This window comes from Flavobacterium sp. (genome assembly GCF_965657075.1).
Lineage (GTDB): Bacteria > Bacteroidota > Bacteroidia > Flavobacteriales > Flavobacteriaceae > Flavobacterium.
On record NZ_CBFHMV010000010.1, the window covers coordinates 1 to 20830 of the forward strand.

General features: G+C 31.5%; 17 protein-coding genes. 8 read left to right on the forward strand and 9 right to left on the reverse strand.

The genetic code is table 11. The features are described 5' to 3' along the window. The first annotated feature begins 162 nt into the window (after nt 1–162). The 5 genes from ACTF56_RS07575 to ACTF56_RS07595 all read left to right on the forward strand — a co-directional run bounded on the left by ACTF56_RS07575 (nt 163) and on the right by ACTF56_RS07595 (nt 4226). Nucleotides 163–564 carry a hypothetical protein gene (locus ACTF56_RS07575; protein WP_438966308.1) on the forward strand — a complete coding sequence of 134 codons (402 nt, stop codon included), beginning with the start codon at nt 163–165 and terminating at the stop codon, nt 562–564. Nucleotides 565–1291: 727 nt separating this feature from the next. Further along, nucleotides 1292–1618: a hypothetical protein gene (locus ACTF56_RS07580; protein ID WP_438966309.1), complete on the forward strand. Its 327-nt coding sequence runs from the start codon at nt 1292–1294 to the stop codon at nt 1616–1618. Between the two features lie 216 nt (nt 1619–1834). Next, nucleotides 1835–2233, forward strand: a complete 399-nt coding sequence (locus tag ACTF56_RS07585; RefSeq protein WP_438966310.1) for a hypothetical protein — start codon at nt 1835–1837, stop codon at nt 2231–2233. A gap of 484 nt (nt 2234–2717) precedes the next feature. Next, nucleotides 2718–3107, forward strand: coding sequence for a bacillithiol system redox-active protein YtxJ (gene ytxJ, locus ACTF56_RS07590; RefSeq protein ID WP_438966311.1), 390 nt, complete (start codon nt 2718–2720; stop codon nt 3105–3107). 87 nt (nt 3108–3194) lie between these two features. Continuing rightward, complete coding sequence (locus ACTF56_RS07595; protein WP_438966312.1) at nt 3195–4226, forward strand: lactonase family protein; 1032 nt, start codon at nt 3195–3197, stop codon at nt 4224–4226. 5 nt (nt 4227–4231) lie between these two features. Here ACTF56_RS07595 and ACTF56_RS07600 read toward each other — a convergent pair whose 3' ends face one another. From ACTF56_RS07600 to fahA, 3 genes are all read right to left on the reverse strand, one after another. After that, nucleotides 4232–5413, reverse strand: a complete 1182-nt coding sequence (locus tag ACTF56_RS07600) for a hypothetical protein (RefSeq protein WP_438966313.1) — start codon at nt 5411–5413, stop codon at nt 4232–4234. Between the two features lie 279 nt (nt 5414–5692). Then, nucleotides 5693–6562 carry a hypothetical protein gene (locus tag ACTF56_RS07605; RefSeq protein ID WP_438966314.1) on the reverse strand — a complete coding sequence of 290 codons (870 nt, stop codon included), beginning with the start codon at nt 6560–6562 and terminating at the stop codon, nt 5693–5695. A gap of 100 nt (nt 6563–6662) precedes the next feature. Further along, on the reverse strand, nt 6663–7946 hold the full coding sequence (fahA, locus tag ACTF56_RS07610) for a fumarylacetoacetase (protein WP_438966315.1): 1284 nt from the start codon (nt 7944–7946) through the stop codon (nt 6663–6665). A gap of 112 nt (nt 7947–8058) precedes the next feature. On the opposite strand from fahA, the gene glyA reads away from it, so the two are divergent. Continuing rightward, nucleotides 8059–9333: a serine hydroxymethyltransferase gene (glyA, locus tag ACTF56_RS07615; RefSeq protein WP_438966316.1), complete on the forward strand. Its 1275-nt coding sequence runs from the start codon at nt 8059–8061 to the stop codon at nt 9331–9333. Between the two features lie 256 nt (nt 9334–9589). Further along, nucleotides 9590–12754: a cytochrome c biogenesis protein CcsA gene (gene ccsA / locus ACTF56_RS07620; RefSeq protein ID WP_438966317.1), complete on the forward strand. Its 3165-nt coding sequence runs from the start codon at nt 9590–9592 to the stop codon at nt 12752–12754. Here ccsA and ACTF56_RS07625 read toward each other — a convergent pair whose 3' ends face one another. Then, nucleotides 12755–13105, reverse strand: a complete 351-nt coding sequence (locus ACTF56_RS07625; protein WP_438966318.1) for a potassium channel family protein — start codon at nt 13103–13105, stop codon at nt 12755–12757. Nucleotides 13106–13264: 159 nt separating this feature from the next. Here ACTF56_RS07625 and ACTF56_RS07630 point away from each other — a divergent pair, with 159 nt between their 5' ends. Further along, nucleotides 13265–14494: a sodium:proton antiporter gene (locus ACTF56_RS07630; protein ID WP_438966319.1), complete on the forward strand. Its 1230-nt coding sequence runs from the start codon at nt 13265–13267 to the stop codon at nt 14492–14494. Nucleotides 14495–14560: 66 nt separating this feature from the next. Here the strand turns inward: ACTF56_RS07630 and ACTF56_RS07635 are convergent, their stop codons facing one another. The 5 genes from ACTF56_RS07635 to ACTF56_RS07655 are packed head-to-tail and all read right to left on the reverse strand — an operon-like array spanning nt 14561 to nt 20824. Then, a complete protein-coding gene (locus ACTF56_RS07635; RefSeq protein ID WP_438966320.1) occupies nt 14561–16351 on the reverse strand; it encodes an acyl-CoA dehydrogenase family protein in 1791 nt (596 codons plus the stop codon). A 45-nt stretch (nt 16352–16396) separates the two neighbouring features. Beyond that, on the reverse strand, nt 16397–16747 hold the full coding sequence (locus ACTF56_RS07640; protein ID WP_438966321.1) for a four helix bundle protein: 351 nt from the start codon (nt 16745–16747) through the stop codon (nt 16397–16399). A 39-nt stretch (nt 16748–16786) separates the two neighbouring features. Further along, nucleotides 16787–17974, reverse strand: a complete 1188-nt coding sequence (locus ACTF56_RS07645) for an acetyl-CoA C-acyltransferase (protein WP_438966322.1) — start codon at nt 17972–17974, stop codon at nt 16787–16789. A gap of 49 nt (nt 17975–18023) precedes the next feature. Beyond that, nucleotides 18024–18386, reverse strand: coding sequence for a four helix bundle protein (locus ACTF56_RS07650; RefSeq protein ID WP_438966323.1), 363 nt, complete (start codon nt 18384–18386; stop codon nt 18024–18026). A 47-nt stretch (nt 18387–18433) separates the two neighbouring features. Further along, a complete protein-coding gene (locus tag ACTF56_RS07655; RefSeq protein WP_438966324.1) occupies nt 18434–20824 on the reverse strand; it encodes a 3-hydroxyacyl-CoA dehydrogenase NAD-binding domain-containing protein in 2391 nt (796 codons plus the stop codon). Nucleotides 20825–20830: the final 6 nt, after the last annotated feature.

A 20830-nucleotide genomic window follows, 5' to 3' on the forward strand; every position in this document is an offset into this window, starting at 1 on the left:
TTGATTGTGATATTGTTGCGAAGTCTGGAGACATTCGCAAAGCCGCCGTTATTATTGAACACTTCGGACAGCTGGGAACTGGCACAAAAGGCAAAATAGTAGGTACGTATTTTAAATTATTAATTGAAACTGGCTCAAATGCAGCTCCAAATTTAGTTTTAGATGAAAAATAAAATAATTAACTCCATTAAGAAAAATAAAATAGGATTAATATTTGTTGGAATTGTTTTTTCAGCAATATTTCCTTTCATTATAAATGCTAAAATAAAATTTAATAATATCGAGAAGAATGGTAAAGTTGGAGTTGGAAAGTTTGTAGAATTTAAAAGATATCCTAAATCAAGAGATTATACGTTTGAATACCATAAAAGTAATAAAAAACTAAAGGATTTGTTAAATGAAGCACCAGATGGCTTTTCCAAAAAAATTGGTAGATTTTTTGAAATAAAATACTTAGATGAATATGAAGATATAATCGTTGATTTTAACAAAGAAATCACAGACACGACATTAATATTAAATGCAGGTTTTAGTAGAGAAGATATTGAAAATATGCCAAAATAGTTTATGATTCACTATTTTTACAATGCTGTTGGACAAAAAGTAAACAAAAACTTTCGCTCAGGCAATAATTACATTTAGTTATCGAGTTTTAGCGGGTTGTATTAATAAATATTTCTCAAGTCGAGAGAATTTGTGGAGTAGGTGTAACACCCCGCCCTTTGGGCACCCCTCTTGGGAAGAGGGGATGGTAGGTACTTTGTACTTATTACGTAAAAGGGGATAATATTTTAAATATTATTAAATTATAAATTTTACAAAGCACAAGATGCACAATTAAATTCCCCTCATTTTAAGAGGGGTGCCCGAAGGGTGGGGTGTTAAAAAACATTAACATGAACTCTGAAATCGTAACTTACACTTACCAAAAGCCAATTTTTAGAAAAAAAAGTGGTACTACACACGCTACCGCACAAATTCTTTCGTGAGCTTTTAATTTATTTTGAAATGGAAACTCAATTTTTTACTTTTACAATGCAGTCAGGTAAAAAATAAACAAGAACGTTCTAAGCCAAAGGATTCGCGTGGGAGCGGGATATTGATTGTGATATTGTTGCGAAGTCTGGAGACATTCGCAAAGCCGCCGTTATTATTGAACACTTCGGACAGCTGGGGATAATCAATAAATAGTATGAAATTATATATCAATTTTTTTTTCGTTTTAATTTTATTTATTACTTTAAGTTGTAAAACAAATCAAACTTATGTCTATAAAGAAGATTGTTTTTATATGAAAGATGGTTTTAATTATATAAATCATTACAACTCTTCTAAAGAAGTAAGGTTAATAGCTAATATTTCAAGTATAATAGATAGCAATTATTATTTATTAAAAAAGAATTATAAACTTGTTAATGATACTTTAATTATAGAATTAGCTAATAAAAAAAACATCAATATATCAGATGCTGAACCTACATATAATGTAAATATAAATGACAGTATTTTGATAGATAAAAAAAAACAAATTCAACAAATTTTTAAAAATGATTTAAAATTTAACACAATTCAATTTAATAGGAACAATAAAAAAACGTTTATTAACAAGTGTTATTGACGAACCTGCCCCAGCTGTGCGAATTATATAGGTCGCTTTGCGAATGTCTCCAGACTTCGCATCCACAAACACAAACAAAAGCGTAATCGTTTTGAAAAGGCAACTGACAATTATCTTGAAAGTGAGGGTGTTAAGGGTAAAATCGTAAGTGAGTATTTTAAAGGTATTGTTGATACAGGATCTAATGCGGCACCAAATTTAGTAAATGATTAGTTTATGAATAAAAGTTTAAAACCAGGAATTTATATTGTTTTTGTTATTTTAATGTTTTTATTTATTTTGACATTAAATGACTTTCGTGTTAAAAAGCAAACAAAACAAAAAGGAATTATTATAATTACAAAATTTGATAGCATTCAAAAACTTCCTAAAAGATCTTATTTCTATTTTAGCTATTATCTAAATGGTATAAAAATAAGTACATGTAATAGTGGTTTGAAAAAATTATTTGAACCTTACAAAATAATTGTTAAACCGAATAATTTTTATTATGCCAAATACAACACAAATGATCCTGAAGTAATTATTGTTGAACAAAACCTAAGAATAATAGACACGACATTAATATTAAATGCAGGTTTTAGTAGAGAAGATATTAAAAACATGCCAAAATAGTTTATGATTCACTATTTTTACAATGCCATCGGACAAAAAGTAAACAAAAACGTTCGCACAGGCAATGAGTACAATGAGCTATCCGGGTTCAACGGGTTGAATTAATAAATATTTCTCAAGTCGAGAGAATTTGTGGAGTGGGTGGAACACCCCGCCCTTCGGGCACCCCTCTTGGGAAGAAAGGAAGTTACTGTGGTAATTTGACATAAAGTTAATAAATAGTATTGAACTTGTTTTTTTATGTTTAATTAAGTGTTTTTTGAAAAGAACACCCCGCCCTTCGGGCACCCCTCTTGGGAAGAGGGGATGGTAGAGTATTTAGATATATCTTTTGTAAAGTTTTATTTCTACGACGTTACTTTTCCTTACCTTTGCAAAGTACCTTGTAATTATTGTGCTTTTGTGTAACAAAACCTAATTGGACTTGTTTTTTATGGTTCATACAACAATGATTAGCTGACATAATTTAAAAAAATAAATTAAAATGGGATTTTTAGATTCATTATTTGGAGGAAAAGAGGTTAATGAAAACGGACAAGAAGCTAAGTTTTTTACTTTGGCAGCATTGAGTCAATTGGATGAAATTGATGCTGTTTCTGAAACAAAACCTGTCGTTATTTTTAAACACAGTACAAGATGTAGTATTAGTCGTTTTGCTTTGAAGCAATTTGATGCAGCGTTTAGTTATCCAGAAGATAAAATAGATTGGTATTTGTTGGATTTATTGAATCACAGAGATATTTCAAATGAAATGGCTCATCGCTATAATGTGCAACATCAATCACCACAAATTCTTGTAATTAAAAACGGAAAAGCTGTTTATCATGATTCCCATGATGGAATTGACGCTAATGATTTGAAACAGTTTGTTTAATTTTTTCAAATGAAAAACTATTTCTGTTTTCTAATACTTCCTTTTTTATTTTCGAATTGTAGTTCAACTAAAAATCAATCTTTTTTGGTGGGAACCTACACTGAAAATCCTTCACAAGGAATCAACTATATTAATTTTGATACAAAAACGAATGAAATCACTTTAAATTCAGTAGTTGCTGATGTAAAAAATCCCTCGTTTGTAATTTCAAATAAAGCTAAAAATATTGTAATTGCTGTTGAAGAATTTCAAAGTAAAACTGGAGGTAGAGTTACTTCATTTGCTTTTGATAGTGTTACTAAAACATTCATAACGATTAATTCTGTTGCTACTTTTGGAAATGATCCATGTTATATTTCCCTGAGTCCAAATGAAAAATTTATTGTTGTTGGAAATTATTCTGGTGGAAACTATACTGTTTTTCCATTAAATGAAAACGGTAAAATAGGAGAGCAGGTTCAATTGATTCAGCATGAAGGAAAAAGTGTTAATAACGATAGACAACGAAATCCTCATGTACATTCTGTGGTTTTTCATCCTACCGATAATAAATTATTTATTGCAGATTTAGGAAATGATACCATTGAAATAGTTCCTTTTAATCAAGATGACACTTCTTTGGTTGAAACAGAAAAGGCTTTTGCCTATCCTACCATTCCTGGGAAAGGACCAAGACATATTGCATTTGATAAATCGGGAAAATACCTATTTATTACGTTTGAATTAACAAATGAAGTAGGAATTGCTAAATACGAAAACAATAAGTTAGAACTTTTGCAATACATTTCATTAACTGAAACACCAACTACAAAAGGTTCGGCTGCAGAAGTTCGTTTAAGTGCTGATGGAAATTTTTTATATGCTTCTGTTAGAGGAACTGATAATGTATTAGTGGTTATTCAAAAGCATGAAGATGGAAGTTGGAATAAAATTCAATCTATAGCAACAGGTGCAGCACCAAGGAATTTTATATTGGCTGATGATGACAAAAAGGTTTTAGTTGCAAATCAAGATTCCAATTCTATTTGGGTATATGATAGAAACAAAAAAACAGGTTTGTTAACTAAAACTCAAGAAGAATTTTCAATTTACAAACCTGTTTATTTTTGGGGTTTTTAAGATATTTATCTCCTGAATTTATTACCAGTAATGATGGTTTTTAACTTGTTTTTTAAATCTTCGCCACTATCAAAAATCATTTGTTCATTACTTGGAAAGGCAACCGCTCTTCTGTCAAAGTATTCGTAATATTCTGGTTCACAAGCGTTTTTATCCCCATTAAAGGTGGAGTAAATGTTTTCAAAAACAAATTCACTTGCAAGGGGAAATGATTCAATCAATTGATTCGTTCTGTAATCAACATAATCCACTTTAGCTGTAACTTGCACGGTTTTGAATTGTCTAAATTCGTAAATATTGACTCTTATGGTTTTAAAATTGTCTACTTTTATAACTTTTCCAAGACTGTCTTTTACTACATTTCCGTTGTTGTCCACTAGGTTTTTTAATCCATCTTTGACTTGTTTTTCTTTAATAAACTCTTTTTCTTTGATTTGTTCAGGAGAAATATTGATTTGTCGGAAATTCACCAACATTCCAAAATCATAGTTGATGTTTTTTTGCTTTTTATTGTGATATACGGTCCATTTATCATTTAATCCAAAGGTTCCAAAATTTAATAAATCATCTTGTAAACGAACCGGAATTACAGTATTAGTTTCATTTTTGGTAGATACGAAAACAAAATCAGTTCCTTTAAACTGAGCTTCGTCTATTTTTTTACGAACATCACTAAAGTTTGGATTTAACTTATCCAAATATAACAAATCATCATAGGCTTGACGAATGTCTATTTTGTTGCTAGATTCTAATAGCTTTACAGAATTGGCATATAAATAACTGGATAATCCATTTTTACTTGAAATAATCTCATCGGTGTAATCCTTCATTGCAAAAACGGCCTCTTGACCTTCTTTTAATAACTTTAAGGGTAAAATTTGTCTTACTTTGTCTTGTCTGGATTGTAAGTTGAGGTATAAATTATAAACGCTCTCAAAGTTGGAAGCATTGGCTTCTTTTAACAAACGAGTTATTTGTGTAAGATCTCTTTCGTTAGCTTTTGCGTAAGCTTCTTGAAGTAAGTAAACGTATTCTTGTTTTCCTTTGGCGTTTTTATTTGTTCTTAGTTTTGAAATTGATTTGTTTATGGCCGCATCATAATTTCCATTGCTAATTAATTTTTCAACATTTCCACTCCCACAAGCAGTTATAATTATAGCTAGTAAAATAAAAGTAATTTTTTTCATATATGTAAAATTTATTTGTTAGCGGTCATATATGGTATCGCCTTTTTATTTATTGGTGTTTGCTTATGCAATCTTGTTGTTAATGGCGATTTCATATGTAGATATTTATTGTTTTTAAAAGTCATAAGGAATTGTTTTACTCTATTTGTGTTTGTTTGCACCAACATTTTGCTAATGGCGATTTCATGAGTAAAAGGTTTTAGCAAATATATTATATTTTGGATTGATTTATTCTATAACCAAAGAAAATGCCATTTTTTTCAAAATAGCATTTTTAATTTAATTATAATAAGAAATTATTCGCTTGGTTCTCCATGGATTTGGATCATCTTTAGCATCGGATTCCGTTTTTTCAATCCAATTATTTTTAGAATCATATTCATAAGTATAATAATAGTTGGATTTTACTTCATCGTTTACCATTTCAATTACTTCTGTAACATTGTTGTTAGCATCGTATTTTTTTTTAGTTGCTGTTTTAATGCCATTTGGATAACTGATGGTGATAGAAAGTTGATTGCCATTTTCATCAGTTTGATAATTTATTTCGTACAAAACATGATCATTTTCATATTCTATAGTTTTGATGAGATGGTTCTTAGAATTATAGCTATTAACTGATTTTTTAATGTATTTAGGGTTGTTTATAGACCAGCTGTTGCGTTCAACCATAAGGTTTTTTTTATAAACTATGCCATATTTCGATATTAAATCCAACTTTTGATTGTAAACTTCGGTTAAAATTAATCTGTTCTTAGCATCATAACTATATGCATTTTTTAACACATATTTTCCATAACTATAAACGATTTTTTCTTTTAGAGTTCCTATTGAGTCATAAACAAATCCGTAGGTTTCACTAAGCATTCCGTTTTTAGAATAATGATTTTCAAATGTAACTTTATTGGCTTTATTGTACTCGTAAGTAATTTTATTGTTCAATAAAGTGTCATTTTGATACCCTACTTTTTTTATTGGGTTATCATTAACATCAAATGTTGTTATTAATGAAGAATAATGTTTGTTATCTGTAAAACTCTTGTAGTACTTGACTAATGTTTGCCCTCCTTTTTTGTTATAAGCATATTCCGTTTTGGTTCTTTCTTCAATATGGTTGTCTTGGTATTTGTAATATCCAATTTCTGTCATTGTTTTAACATCTGCTTTCAATCCGCGAAAAAAGAGGTCAGTCATTTCTTGACCCAAGCAATTTAAACTTAAAAAAAGAAAACAAATCAGAATTTTCATCTTACTTTATTTCCAATGCAGGTAATAATTTTCCACTACATTCACCAAAACCAATTCTAACTTCCTCATTTTTACAAAAACCTTTCATGATTACGGTGTCGTTATCATTAATGAATTTTCGTTCTGATCCATCATTTAGTTTAATTGGATTTTTGCCACTCCAAGAGAGTTCTAACATAGAGCCGTAGCTGTCTGGTGTTGGACCAGATATTGTTCCACTTCCCATCATGTCTCCTGAATTTACTCTACACCCATTAACGGTATGATGAGCCAGTTGCTGAGCCATTGTCCAATACATGTATTTGAAATTGGATTTACTAATCACAGTTTCTTCTGCATTTTCAGGTTGAAGCGCTACTTCTAAATGAATGTCGAAAGTATGTTTGTCTTTTTGTTGCAAGTATTTCATTGGAGTTGGAGATTGTGCTGGACTTTCCACTCTAAAAGGTTGTAAAGCATCCATTGTAACAATCCAAGGCGAAATTGTAGAGGCAAAGTTTTTAGCTAAAAAAGGGCCTAAGGGCACATATTCCCACTTTTGAATATCTCTAGCACTCCAATCGTTAAACAAGACCATTCCAAAAATATAATCTTCCGCTTCATCTACTGGAATTGGTTCTCCCATTAAATTGGCATCTGTTGTTATGAAAGCCATTTCCAATTCAAAATCGACTAATTTTGAAGGACCAAAAATCGGTTCAGTAGCATCTGCAGGGAATGTTTGTCCGTTTGGTCTTCTAATAGGTCTTCCACTAGGAACAATGGTTGAACTTCTACCATGATAACCTACAGGAATGTGCAACCAATTGGGTAACAAAGCATTTTCTGGATCACGAAACATTTTGCCTACGTTAGTTGCATGTTCTTTGGAACTGTAAAAATCAGTATAATCTCCAATTTGAACAGGTAATTGCATTTCGATATCTTCCATTTTAAAAATAACGATATCTCTTTGTTTTGGATTGTCTCTTAATTTTGGATTGTTTTCATCAAAAATTTCAGCTAATCGATTTCTGACTAATCGCCAAGTTTTTTTTCCATCCGAAATAAAGTCGTTTAAGGTATCTTGCATGAACATGTCATCGGTTAAATCTATTCCTTCAAAATAACCCAATTGTTGTAAAGCACCCATATCTATGGCACAATTTCCAATTCTTGTTCCAATTGTGATCACGTCTTCTTTGGTAATAAAAACTCCAAAAGGAATATTTTGAATCGGGAAGTCGCTGTTTTCAGGAACTTCTATCCATGATTTTCTTTTGGGGTCGTTTGCTATATTTGGCATAATTATATTGTTGATTTGTTGTTGAAAAATTAATAACCAAATATAAACTTTACTATTAATTTAACAAACGATTTTTGTAATTTTGAAGAAAATTTAACGAAAATTCAACCAAATGCAACGCGACGAACAAATTTTTGATCTTATTCTTGACGAACAAGACAGACAAATTCACGGAATTGAATTAATTGCTTCAGAAAACTTTGTAAGCGACCAAGTAATGGAAGCTGCGGGTTCTGTATTGACCAATAAATATGCCGAAGGTTATCCTGGAAAGCGTTATTATGGAGGATGTGAAGTAGTTGATATTGTAGAGCAAATAGCAATTGATAGAGCCAAGGCTTTATTTGGTGCCGAATATGCTAATGTGCAACCTCATTCTGGTTCTCAGGCCAATACAGCTGTATTTTTTGCTTGTTTAAAACCAGGTGACAAAATTTTAGGATTCGATTTATCTCATGGTGGTCATTTAACACACGGTTCACCAGTTAATTTCTCAGGACGATTATACAATCCTGTATTTTATGGAGTTGATGAGAAAACAGGATTATTAGATTATGATAAAATTCAAGAAATAGCTACAAAAGAGCAACCTAAAATGATTATTGCAGGGGCTTCTGCTTATTCTCGTGATATGGATTTTGAGCGATTTAGAGCTATTGCAGATTCAGTTGGCGCTTTATTGTTGGCTGATATTTCTCATCCTTCTGGATTAATTGCAAAAGGTTTATTGAACGATCCTGTGCCTCATTGCCATATCATTACAACCACAACACACAAAACATTGCGTGGCCCAAGAGGTGGATTGATAATGATGGGTAAAGATTTTGAAAATCCATGGGGTTTAAAAACACCAAAAGGAGAAACAAGAATGATGTCTCATATTTTAGATATGGCTGTTTTTCCTGGTAATCAAGGTGGTCCATTGATGCACATTATTGCAGCTAAAGCGGTTGCCTTTGGTGAAGCTTTAACAGATGAATTTTTTAGATATACGATGCAAGTACAAAAAAATGCCAAAGCTATGGCTGAAGCATTTGTAAAAAGAGGGTATAATCTAATTTCAGGTGGAACGGATAATCACATGATGTTGATAGACTTAAGAAATAAAAATATTACGGGTAAAGAAGCTGAGAACGCGTTAGTAAAAGCAGAAATTACAGTAAACAAAAATATGGTTCCTTTTGATGATAAATCTCCTTTTGTAACTTCTGGAATTCGTGTAGGAACACCAGCAATAACAACTCGTGGCTTGTTAGAGGGAGATATGGAAACTATTGTAGCTTTGATTGATAAAGTTTTAGTAAATCATACCGATGAAGCTGTCCTAGAACAAGTTGCAGAAGAAGTTAATGAATTGATGGGTGAAAGAGCTATGTTTGTTTTTTAAGATTGATTTCTCATTTAAAATGTATCTATAATCTTTGTCATTCTGAAATTGATTCAGAATCTTTAGAAACTGAATCAAGTTTAGTTTGATAGAAGTATTTTTTAAAATCACTTTAGTTTTCATTAATTAAAGTGATTTTTTATTGTATACAATTCTTAAATATCTATTAATAAAGTCAATTTATAAAGCTTTTCTTTTTTCAATTAATTATCTTTGCAAATGATTAAAAAATCAAATTACTGAACTTATCCTTATCATGAATAAATCTATATTTTCCATTCTGTTTTCTACACGTTTAATGGCTTTTTTATTTATTGCTTTTGCAGGAGCTATGGCAGCAGGAACCTTCATTGAAGACGCTACCAATACAGATGTAGCTAAAAAAATCATTTACAATGCTTGGTGGTTTGAGGTAATTATGGTTTTTTTCGTGATTAATTTCTTTGGAAATATCAAACGTTACCAATTGTATAAAAAAGAAAAATGGGCTACATTATTGTTGCACTTATCTTTCATTTTTATTTTGATTGGTGCTTTTGTTACTAGATATATTAGTTATGAAGGAATGATGCCCATTCGAGAAGGTGAAACTTCTTCTGTTTTTTATTCGGATAAGACCTATTTAACGGCTCTTGTTGATGGAGAATATCAAGGTGAAATGAAACGTAAAACATTTTCTAAAGACGTTTTATTGACTCCAGTAAATTTACTTTTAGCCAATAATAATTTCTCCATACGAAATGAGTTCAATGGAATTCCTTTCGAAATTGAGTATAAAGATTTTGTAATGAATGCTACAGAATCTTTTGAAGCCAATGAAAACGGAAACTATTACATCAAATTAGTAGAATCCGGAGAAGGAACGCGTCATGATCATTATTTAAAAGAAGGGGAAGTTCAAAATATTCACAACATCCTTTTTGCTTTCAATAAATTTACCAAAGGAGCAATAAACATCACCAAAACAGAAAATGAGTACTTTATTCAAGCACCTTTTGAAGGAAATTTTATGCGAATGGCTGATAAGTTTCAAGGTGGCGTAGTTAAAGATTCGGTGCAACCTTTAATGCTTCGTTCATTATATAATTTAGGTGGAAGTCAGTTTGTATTGCCTGAACCAGCAATTAAAGGAAATTTGGTTAGTAAATCCAATGGTGATTTTAAAGATAAATCTTCAGATGATGCAGTAACAGTACTTATTAAAGCTCAAGGAAAACAAGAGGAACTGACTTTAATTGGTTCCAAAGGGAAACAAGGTGTTCCTCAAAATATTAAAGTAGGGGATTTAGATTTTACTTTATTTTACGGAAGTAAAGTGTATGAATTGCCCTTTTCAATTAAGTTAGATGATTTTATTGCTGATAAATATCCAGGTACAGAAAAGAGTTATTCAGCCTATAAAAGTAAACTGGAAATTGCAGATAAAAGAGAAAATAAAGTGTTTAAAGACAGTGTATTTATGAATAATATTTTGGATTATGATGGACACCGATTCTTTCAAGCGGGATTTGATCCAGATGAAAAAGGAACTAATTTATCGGTAAATCATGATTTTTGGGGAACTTGGATTACTTATTTTGGTTATTTCTTGTTGTATTTTGGATTGATGGCTATTTTATTTGACAAAAACACCCGTTTTGCTGATTTGAAGCGTAAACTTGAAAACGTAAAATTAAAAAAATCCACTTTAATGGCCTTAGGATTTTTGCTGTTTTCAATGCTTGGTTTTTCGCAACATAATCACAGTGAAAATGAAGTCTCACCAGTAATGCCTGATACTAAAAAGGCTTTAGAGTTCATCAAAAAACAAAACGTTTCACAAGAACAAGCAGATGCTTTTGGTAAAATTGTGATTCAAGATGCTGGTGGTAGAATGAAGCCTATTAATACTTTTTCATCAGAATTACTTCGTAAGGTTTCAAAAAGCGATACTTTTGAAGGTATGGATTCGGATCAAGTATTGTTATCTATGACACAGTTTCCTGAATATTGGTATCAAATTCCTATTATATATTTAAAACGAGGCAATGATAGTATCAGAAAAATTGCAGGTATTGATAAAGATGTTAAATTTGCCAAATTAATCGATTTTTTTGATGCAAAAGGGAATTATAAATTAGAACCTCTTTTAGAAAAAGCTTATGCAGAAGCCATACCCAATCAATTTCAAAAAGATTTTATAGAAACCGATAAAAAAATAAACTTGTTATACTCTGCTATTGGCGGACAAATTTTAAAAGTATTTCCAATTCCGAATGACCCAAACAATAAATGGGTTTCTTATTTGGAAGTTAATCAACCAACAGGAACAGCTTTGGATACTATTAAAAATGTATTGCCTTTTTATTTAAATGCGGTTAACAAAGCTACGCAATCTAATGATTATACTTTTCCAAATAGTCTTTTGACAGGTTTAACCAAGTACCAAAAACTATACGGTTCAAAAGTAATGTTGTCGGAAAAGAAAATAGAATCAGAAATTTTATACAACAAATACGACATCTTTAAAAAATTGCATTATTGGTACATGTTTGCAGGAATTATGATGCTTTTTTTCAGCATAATAGGAATGTTTAATGCAAAAAAATGGATTTCACATACGATAAACGGCTTTCATATTTTGATAGGCTTGTTCTTTGTATTGCATACTGTTGGATTAATTGTGCGTTGGTATATATCTGGTCATGCACCTTGGAGTGATGCTTATGAAAGTATGATTTATGTCGCTTGGGCAACTATGTTTTTTGGATTAGCTTTTGATAGAAAGTCGAAACTTACAATTGCTTCTACAGCTTTTGTAGTTTCAATGATTTTAATGGTAGCACACTGGAATTGGATGGATCCTACTATTGGAAACCTTCAACCGGTTCTAAATTCTTACTGGTTGATGATTCACGTGGCTGTAATTGTAGCTAGTTATGGACCATTTACTTTAGCCATGATGCTTGGCTTGGTTTCGTTATTCTTAATGATTTTTACTACAGAAAAAAATAAAGCAAAAATGAAATTAAGCATTCAAGAACTTACTTACATCAATGAATTAGCTTTAACTGTTGGTTTAGTGATGTTGACCATTGGAAATTTCTTAGGAGGACAATGGGCCAATGAAAGTTGGGGAAGATATTGGGGTTGGGATCCAAAAGAAACTTGGGCTTTAATCAGTATCATGATTTATGCTTTTGTAATTCATGCTCGATTTGTTCCAGCTCTTAGAGGTTTATGGGTTTATAATTTCATGAGTGTTTTGGCTTTTGCTTCTATATTAATGACTTACTTTGGTGTAAATTTTCATTTAAGTGGCATGCATTCTTATGCTTCTGGAGAAAAACAAAGCGTTGTATATTATGTTTACATTCTTGCAGGAGTTTTGGTAATTGCCTTTTTTGCACTCTCTAAATACAGAAAGTTTTATAAGAAATAATTATTCATTTTTCTTCCTCAAACCTTTATTTTTAAGAATTTCTCTTCGTTCTTTATGTTTCATGTAAGTGTAATGATGTTGGACTGTATTAATAAAACTCAAAATCATTCCAATGCCAGCTACAATATACAAAATGGTAAATAATTTTCCTTCATCTGTTTTTGGAGCAAAATCACCAAAACCAATTGTTGTTAAAGTAACTACCGAAAAATATAAAGAATCAATATACGACCAACCTTCAAGATAATGATAGACAAAAGTACCTGTAATAATAATTAAAATTGTTGTAAAAAGTAGGTCGCGATATTCATCATCTTTTAAAAATGAAATTAAGGTTCTAAAGAAAAACATAGCTTAAATTTTAATAAAAAGTTACTATGTAAATTTACTAAATGTTAAATAAGAATAGGTCTAATTTGTATAAAAAATGTTGAAATATATTTTAATAAATGATGTTGGAAGTCTCCAATTATTCAAAAACAATTTTTATCTTGCTAAAAAGTTTTTCATATGAATTATGTAATTATTAGTACTATTTGTGCTTTATTATTATTGGCTTATGCTTTTACGGTTTCCTCCAACAAAACCAAAATTCCTTCAGTTATTTTATTGATTCTGATGGGTTGGTTGGTGAAACAAGGTACTGATGTTTTGCATATTGTGATTCCTGATTTGAATCCTTTATTACCTTTTTTAGGTACTTTTGGACTAATTTTGATTGTACTTGAGGGTTCATTAGAACTTCAAATGAACAAGAGAAAATTACCTTTTATTGGTAAAACTTTAGTAACAGCTATTGTTCCTTTATTTATAACAGCCTTTGTAATTGGACATTTCTTTTATTATTTTTTAGATGCTGATTACAAACAAGGATTGATAAATGCAATTCCATTGTGTATCATTAGTAGTGCTATTGCTATTTCTAGTGTAGGAAATTTAAATCTATTTAATAAAGAGTTTGCTATCTATGAAAGTAGTTTGTCAGATATAATAGGAGTTTTGTTTTTTAACTTTTTAGTTTTAAACAAGGTAATTGAAATTGAAACTTTAGGAAATTTTGGTTTACAAATTTTAATCATGTTAATTATTTCCTTTGTTGCTACAGCTTTTTTAGCTTTTTTATTAAGTCGAATAGATCATCATGTTAAATTTATACCTATCGTTTTATTAATTGTTTTAATTTTTGCAATTTCTGAAGTATATCATTTACCAGCTTTACTTTTTATTATGTTGTTTGGTTTAGTAATGGGTAATTTTGATGAGTTGGATAAATATAAATGGATTCAGTATTTAAAACCAAGAACTTTAGAAAAAGAGGTTCATAAGTTTAAAGAACTGACTATTGAAGCTGCATTTTTAATTCGTTCGTTATTTTTTATATTGTTTGGATTTTTAATTAAAACAGAAGACGTATTGAATCCTAATACTTTTGAATTAGCCTTAGGTATTGTTGGATTAATCTATTTGGTGAGAGCCATTCAGTTAAAGATTTTTAAAGTAGCATTAATGCCTTTATTATTTATTGCTCCAAGAGGGTTAATTACGATAATCTTATTTTTAAAGATTCAAGAAGCAGGATTTTCAATCCCTTTGGTTAATAATGCCTTGATAATTCAAGTAATTGTTTTAACAGCATTTATCATGATGTTTGGGTTAATGTTTAATAAAACAAATAAAACAGAAAATACTAAAGAAGATAACGAATCTAATCTGAAAATAGATATGGATGTGCCTTTATAAAATAAAAACCGTTACAATTTGTAACGGTTTTTTTTCAAACTAAATTAAAATCAAATTTACTGTTATTTAGAAAGCGTACTTGTTTTCCGCAATCAATTTAGCAGCAATTTTTTCACGTAAGCCAATTACGTTTGGCATGTTTGTATATTTTGTAAAACGTTTAAGTCCCATTAACATCATTCTTTGTTCATCACCTTCTGAGAAAGAAACAATACCTTCTTTCCCTTTTTGGTTTACGATATCTACTGCATGGTATAAATACAATTGTGCCATTGCAATCTGTTCTTGAACTTTATCAGCACCTTCTTTTTTAGCTAATTTTTCTGTTCTAAGAATAGTACTTTCAGCCATGTATATTTCAATTAATATATCTGAAGCAGCCATTAATAATTGTTGATGAGATTCTAATTCAGCACCATATTTTTGAACTGCAGAACCAGCAACCATTAAGAATACTTTTTTCAATTTGGCAACCATTTCTTTTTCTTCTGCAAATAATTCAGAATAATCTGGAACATCAAAAGAAGGAATTCCCATTAATTCTTCTGCAACAGCCATTGCTGGTCCTAATAGGTCAACATGACCTTTCATGGCTTTCTTAACCAACATTCCTACAGATAGCATTCTGTTGATTTCGTTAGTTCCTTCGTATATTCTTGCGATACGAGCATCTCTCCAAGCGCTTTCCATTGGAGCATCTTCAGAGAATCCCATTCCACCAAAAATTTGAATTCCTTCATCGGTACAGTTTTGTACATCTTCTGAAACTGCTACTTTTAAGATAGAACATTCGATTGCAAATTCTTCAACTCCTTTTAGTTCGGCTTCTTGATGAGAATTTCCTTCTTCAACTCTAATGTTGATTCTAGTTTCAATGTCATGAGAAGCTCTATAAGTAGCACTTTCTCCAGCATAAGCATTTGTAGCAATTTCAGCTAATTTTGATTGAATTGCACCAAAACTTGAAATCGGCACATTAAACTGCATTCTTTCATTAGCATATTGAATTGCTGTAGAAATCGTTCTACGTTGCGCTTCTAAACATGCAGCAGCTAATTTAATTCGACCAACATTTAAAGCGTTCATGGCAATTTTAAATCCTTCACCACGACCCGCTAACATATTTTCAACAGGAACTTTTGTTTCGTTAAAGAAAACTTGTCGAGTAGAAGAGGAGCGAATACCTAATTTGTGTTCTTCATCACCTAAAGAAATTCCGTTTGAAGGATCATTTTCTACAATGAAACCCGTAATGTTTTTATCATCACCAATTCTAGCAAATACAATAAACACTTGACAAAAACCAGCGTTTGAAATCCACATTTTTCCACCAGTAATGCTATAATATTTACCATCTTCTGATAAAACTGCTTTAGTTTTTCCTGAATTAGCATCTGAACCTGCACCTGGTTCTGTTAAGCAATAAGCTCCAAACCACTCACCAGAAGCTAGTTTTGGAACGTATTTTTGTTTTTGTTCTTCTGTTCCATATAGAGTAATTGGCATAGTTCCAATTCCTGTATGAGCACCAAAAGCTGTTGAAAACGAACCTGTTGCACCTGAAATATAATCACAAACTAATACGGTGTTGGTAAATCCCATTCCCATTCCTCCATAAGCTTCAGGAACAGCTATACTTAGGTAACCTAATTCACCTGCTTTTTTCATTACTTCTTCAGTAAGTGCGTAATCTTTCTTTTCAAATCTTTCTTTGTTTGGCCAAAGTTCTTTGTCTACGAATTCGATAACCGAATCACGCATCATGATTTGTTCTTCATTGAAATCTTCTGGTGTGAAGATGTCTTCACATTTTGTTTCTTTTACAAGGAATTGTCCTCCTCTGATAATATCTGCCATTTTTTTATTTTTTTAGAGAAAAGAAGAAAGAAGAAAGAAGCAAGATTAAACCAATTTACTGATAAAACCAGTAGTCATTTTTTGGAATTCAATAATCTTGTTTTCTAATTCAATCGTTTTTTCTTGAGTTATATATTTATTTTGTAATGCTATTAATAATTGTGTTTGTAATTCAAATGAAGAACCTAAACTAATATTCAAATAATGTTTGAAATGTGTGTTTTCTCTATTAGATCCTTCTGCAATATTTGAAGGCATAGAAACAGCAGCTCTATTCATTTGACTAATTAAACCATAAACTTCATTTTTAGGAAAATCTAAACATAAATTATGAACATCTGAAGCAATTTCCATCGCTAAAGTCCAAATTTTAAGATTCTTAAAGTTATGCTTCATTAGTCTTTTATCTTTCCTCTTGCCTCTTTCTTCTAACTTCTATTTCAAATACTCATAAATACCCGCTGTACCTTGTCCCGTACCAACACACATGGTTACCATTCCGTATTTTGCATTGCCACGTTTGCGCATTTCATCAAAAAGTTGAACCGAAAGTTTTGCTCCAGTACAACCTAGTGGGTGACCTAATGCAATTGCTCCACCATTAACATTTACGATATCTGGATTTAAACCTAATTCGCGAATAACGGCTAATGATTGTGATGCAAAAGCTTCATTAAGTTCAATTAAATCAATATCTGATTGTTTTAAACCTGCTTGTTTTAAGGCTTTTGGAATTGCTTTAACTGGTCCAATACCCATAATTCTTGGTTCAACACCTGCAGAAGCAAAGTTTACTAATCTAGCAATTGGTTCTAAATTTAATTCTTTTACCATTTCTTCGCTCATTACTAAGACGAATGCTGCACCATCACTCATTTGTGAAGAGTTTCCAGCTGTTACGCTTCCATCAGCAGCAAATACAGGACGTAAACCAGCCAAAGCTGCCACAGAAGTTCCAGCTCTTGGTCCTTCGTCTTTCTTAACAACATAAGAACGTGTTTCTTTTTTACCATTTTCATTCACGAAAGTTTCTTCCACAGTGATTGGAACAATTTGATCATCAAATCTTCCTTCAGCTTGAGCTTTTAATGCTTTCATATGTGAATGATAGGCAAATTCATCCTGATCTTCTCGAGAAACTTTGAATTGGTTGGCTACAGCTTCTGCCGTTAAACCCATTCCCCAATAATAATCCTCATGACCTGCTTTTGAAACTTTATAATCTGGAGTTGGCTTGTAACCACCCATTGGAATATAACTCATGCTTTCTGCACCACCAGCGATGATACAATCTGCCATTCCTGATTGAATTTTTGCTGTTGCCATTCCTATAGTTTCAATTCCAGAAGCACAATATCTGTTTACTGTAACACCAGGAACGTCTTCTACTTTTAATCCCATCAAAGAGATTAATCGAGCAACGTTTAAACCTTGTTCGGCTTCAGGCATTGCGTTACCAACCATGACGTCGTCAATACGAGTTTTGTCAAAGTTTGGTAATTCTTTCATCATATGCTCAATTGTCTCAGCAGCCAATTCATCTGGTCTTTTGAAACGAAAAACGCCTTTAGGTGCTTTACCAACTGCAGTTCTGTATGCTTTTACTATATATGCTGTTTTCATATTTATTTGTATTAAGATTGTAGTATTAAGTATTAAGACTTGCCAATCGTTATTTAATATTTTCTTTTAATGTTTTTTGAAAGGAAAAATTCATATTTGAGACTTCGACTAATTGACTTATAATTGGTTGTATGATTTCTTCATTAACTAGTTTTAATCTTTTAGCAAGTATTAATTGAGTTATTAATTCAAAAGTAGATCCATTGGCTATTCCTAAAAATTGAATAAACTCTTTGTTATGATTTCTACCTGAACCTTCAGCTATATTTGACGGTATTGAAACTGCACATTTTTTAATTTGATGAATTAAATTAAATTTTTCATCATTAGGTAAATGCAAAGAAATCTCATAAACTTCTACAGCTATGTCCATTGCTTTTTGCCATATTTTAAGTTTTTCAAAATTATGCATAATCTTCTTTGTCTTAATACTTAATACTCTAGTCTTAATACTTACTATTAATTTCTCAACGGTTTCCCTTTAGTTAACATGTGTTGAATTCTTTCTAACGATTTTCTTTCACCAGTTAATGATAAAAAGGCTTCTCTTTCTAGATCTAATAAGTATTGTTCTGTTACCATTGTTGGCTCAGACAAATCTCCACCAGCCATTACATAAGCTAATTTGTTGGCAATTTTCTTGTCGTGTTCTGAGATATATTTTCCAGCTTCCATGCTGTCAGTTCCTACTAAGAACATTCCTAAAGCTTGTTTTCCAAGAACTCTGATATCTTTTCTTTTTGGAGCTTGCGTATATCCTTGTTCAGCCATTTGCATGGCTACTTGTTTCGCTGTTGCAATTTGACGGTCTTTGTTCACTACAACAATATCTCTACCTTTAATTAATACACCATTGTCATAACCTTCATAAGCTGATGTAGCTACTTTTGCCATTCCAACAGTTAAGAAATATTCTTGTAAAACATTTAATTCCACATCATTTTTACGGAAAAGGTCTGAAGCTCTCAAAGCCATTTCTTTAGAACCACCACCACCAGGAATTACACCAACTCCAAATTCTACTAAACCAATATAGGTTTCAGCAGCAGCAACAGCTCTATCAGCGTGCATAGTTAATTCACAACCACCACCAAGCGTCATTCCGTGAGGAGCAGCTATAACTGGTATTGCAGAATAACGACAACGCATCATAGTGTCTTGGAACATTTTGATAGCCATATTCAATTCGTCATATTCTTGCTCCACAGCCATCATGAAAATCATTCCAATATTTGCTCCTACAGAGAAATTTGCACCTTGATTTCCAATTACTAATCCGTTGTATTCTTTTTCTGCAATGTCAATTGCTTTGTTGATTCCTTGTAAAACTCCAGCACCAATTGAATTCATTTTTGAAGTAAATTCTAAGTTGATAATTCCATCACCTAAATCCGTGATAATAGAATCGCTGTTGTTCCAAACTTTTTTGCTTTCGCGAATGTTGTTTAAGATGATGAAGGCATCTTGACCTGGAATTTTTTCTACTTTTTTGTTTGAAGTAGAGTAGAAGTAAGTTGCTCCTTCTTTTATACTGTAGAATGAAGTAACTCCAGCGGCTAACATTTCGTTAACCCAAGCAGCTGGTTCATAACCTTCCGCTTTCATTAATTCGATTCCTTTTTCAACACCGATAGCATCCCAAATTTCGAAAGGTCCATTTTCCCAACCGAAACCTGCTTTCATGGCATCGTCGATTTTGTATAAATCTTCTGTGATTTCTGGAATTCTGTTTGAAACATATTGGAACATTGAAGTGAAATTCTTTCTGTAGAAATCACCTGCTTTGTCTTTTCCTTTTACTAAAACCTTGAATCTATCAATTGGTTTGTCGATAGTTTTTGTTAATTCTAAAGTTGCAAATGAAGCTTTTTTATTAGCTCTATATTCTAAAGTGTCTAAATCTAAAGTTAGAATATCTTTACCCTCTTTTTTGTAGAAACCTTGACCAGATTTACTTCCTAGCCAATTGTTTTCCATCATTTTGTTTACAAATTCTGGAAGTTTAAATAATTCATGAACTTCGTCATTTGGGCAATTTTCATAAATTCCGTTGGCAACATGAACTAAAGTATCTAATCCAACAACATCAACAGTTCTGAAAGTAGCCGATTTGGGTCTACCAATAACTGGACCAGTCAATTTATCCACTTCTTCAACCGTTAATCCCATTTCTTTTACTTGGTGGAATAAACTTTGAATTCCGAAGATTCCGATTCTATTTCCAATAAAAGCTGGAGTATCTTTGGCAATAACTGAAGTTTTTCCTAAGAATTTTTCACCATAACCATTTAAGAAGTCTAATACTTCTTGAGAAGTTTGTGGTCCAGGAATGATTTCAAATAATTTTAAGTAACGTGCTGGATTGAAGAAATGTGTTCCACAGAAGTGTTTTTGGAAATCTTCGCTTCTTCCTTCACTCATGAAGTGAATTGGAATACCAGAAGTATTTGAAGTAATTAAAGTTCCGGGTTTTCTATATTTTTCAACTTGTTCAAAAACTAATTTTTTTATATCAAGTCTTTCAACAACAACTTCAATAATCCAATCTACATCGGCAATTTTTTTTATATCGTCTGTTGTGTTGCCCGTTGTAATTCGGTTTGCAAAACTTGGATGATAAATAGGAGAGGGCTTCGATTTTAACGCTGTAGTTAAATGGCCATTAACCAAACGATTTCTAACGACTTTACTTTCTAAAGTTAATCCTTTTTTTTGTTCAGCTTCTGTTAATTCTCTGGGAACGATGTCTAGTAATAAGACTTCAACTCCTATATTTGCAAAATGACAAGCGATACCACTTCCCATAATTCCTGATCCAATAACAGCAACTTTTTTTATAGTACGTTTCATAGGTGA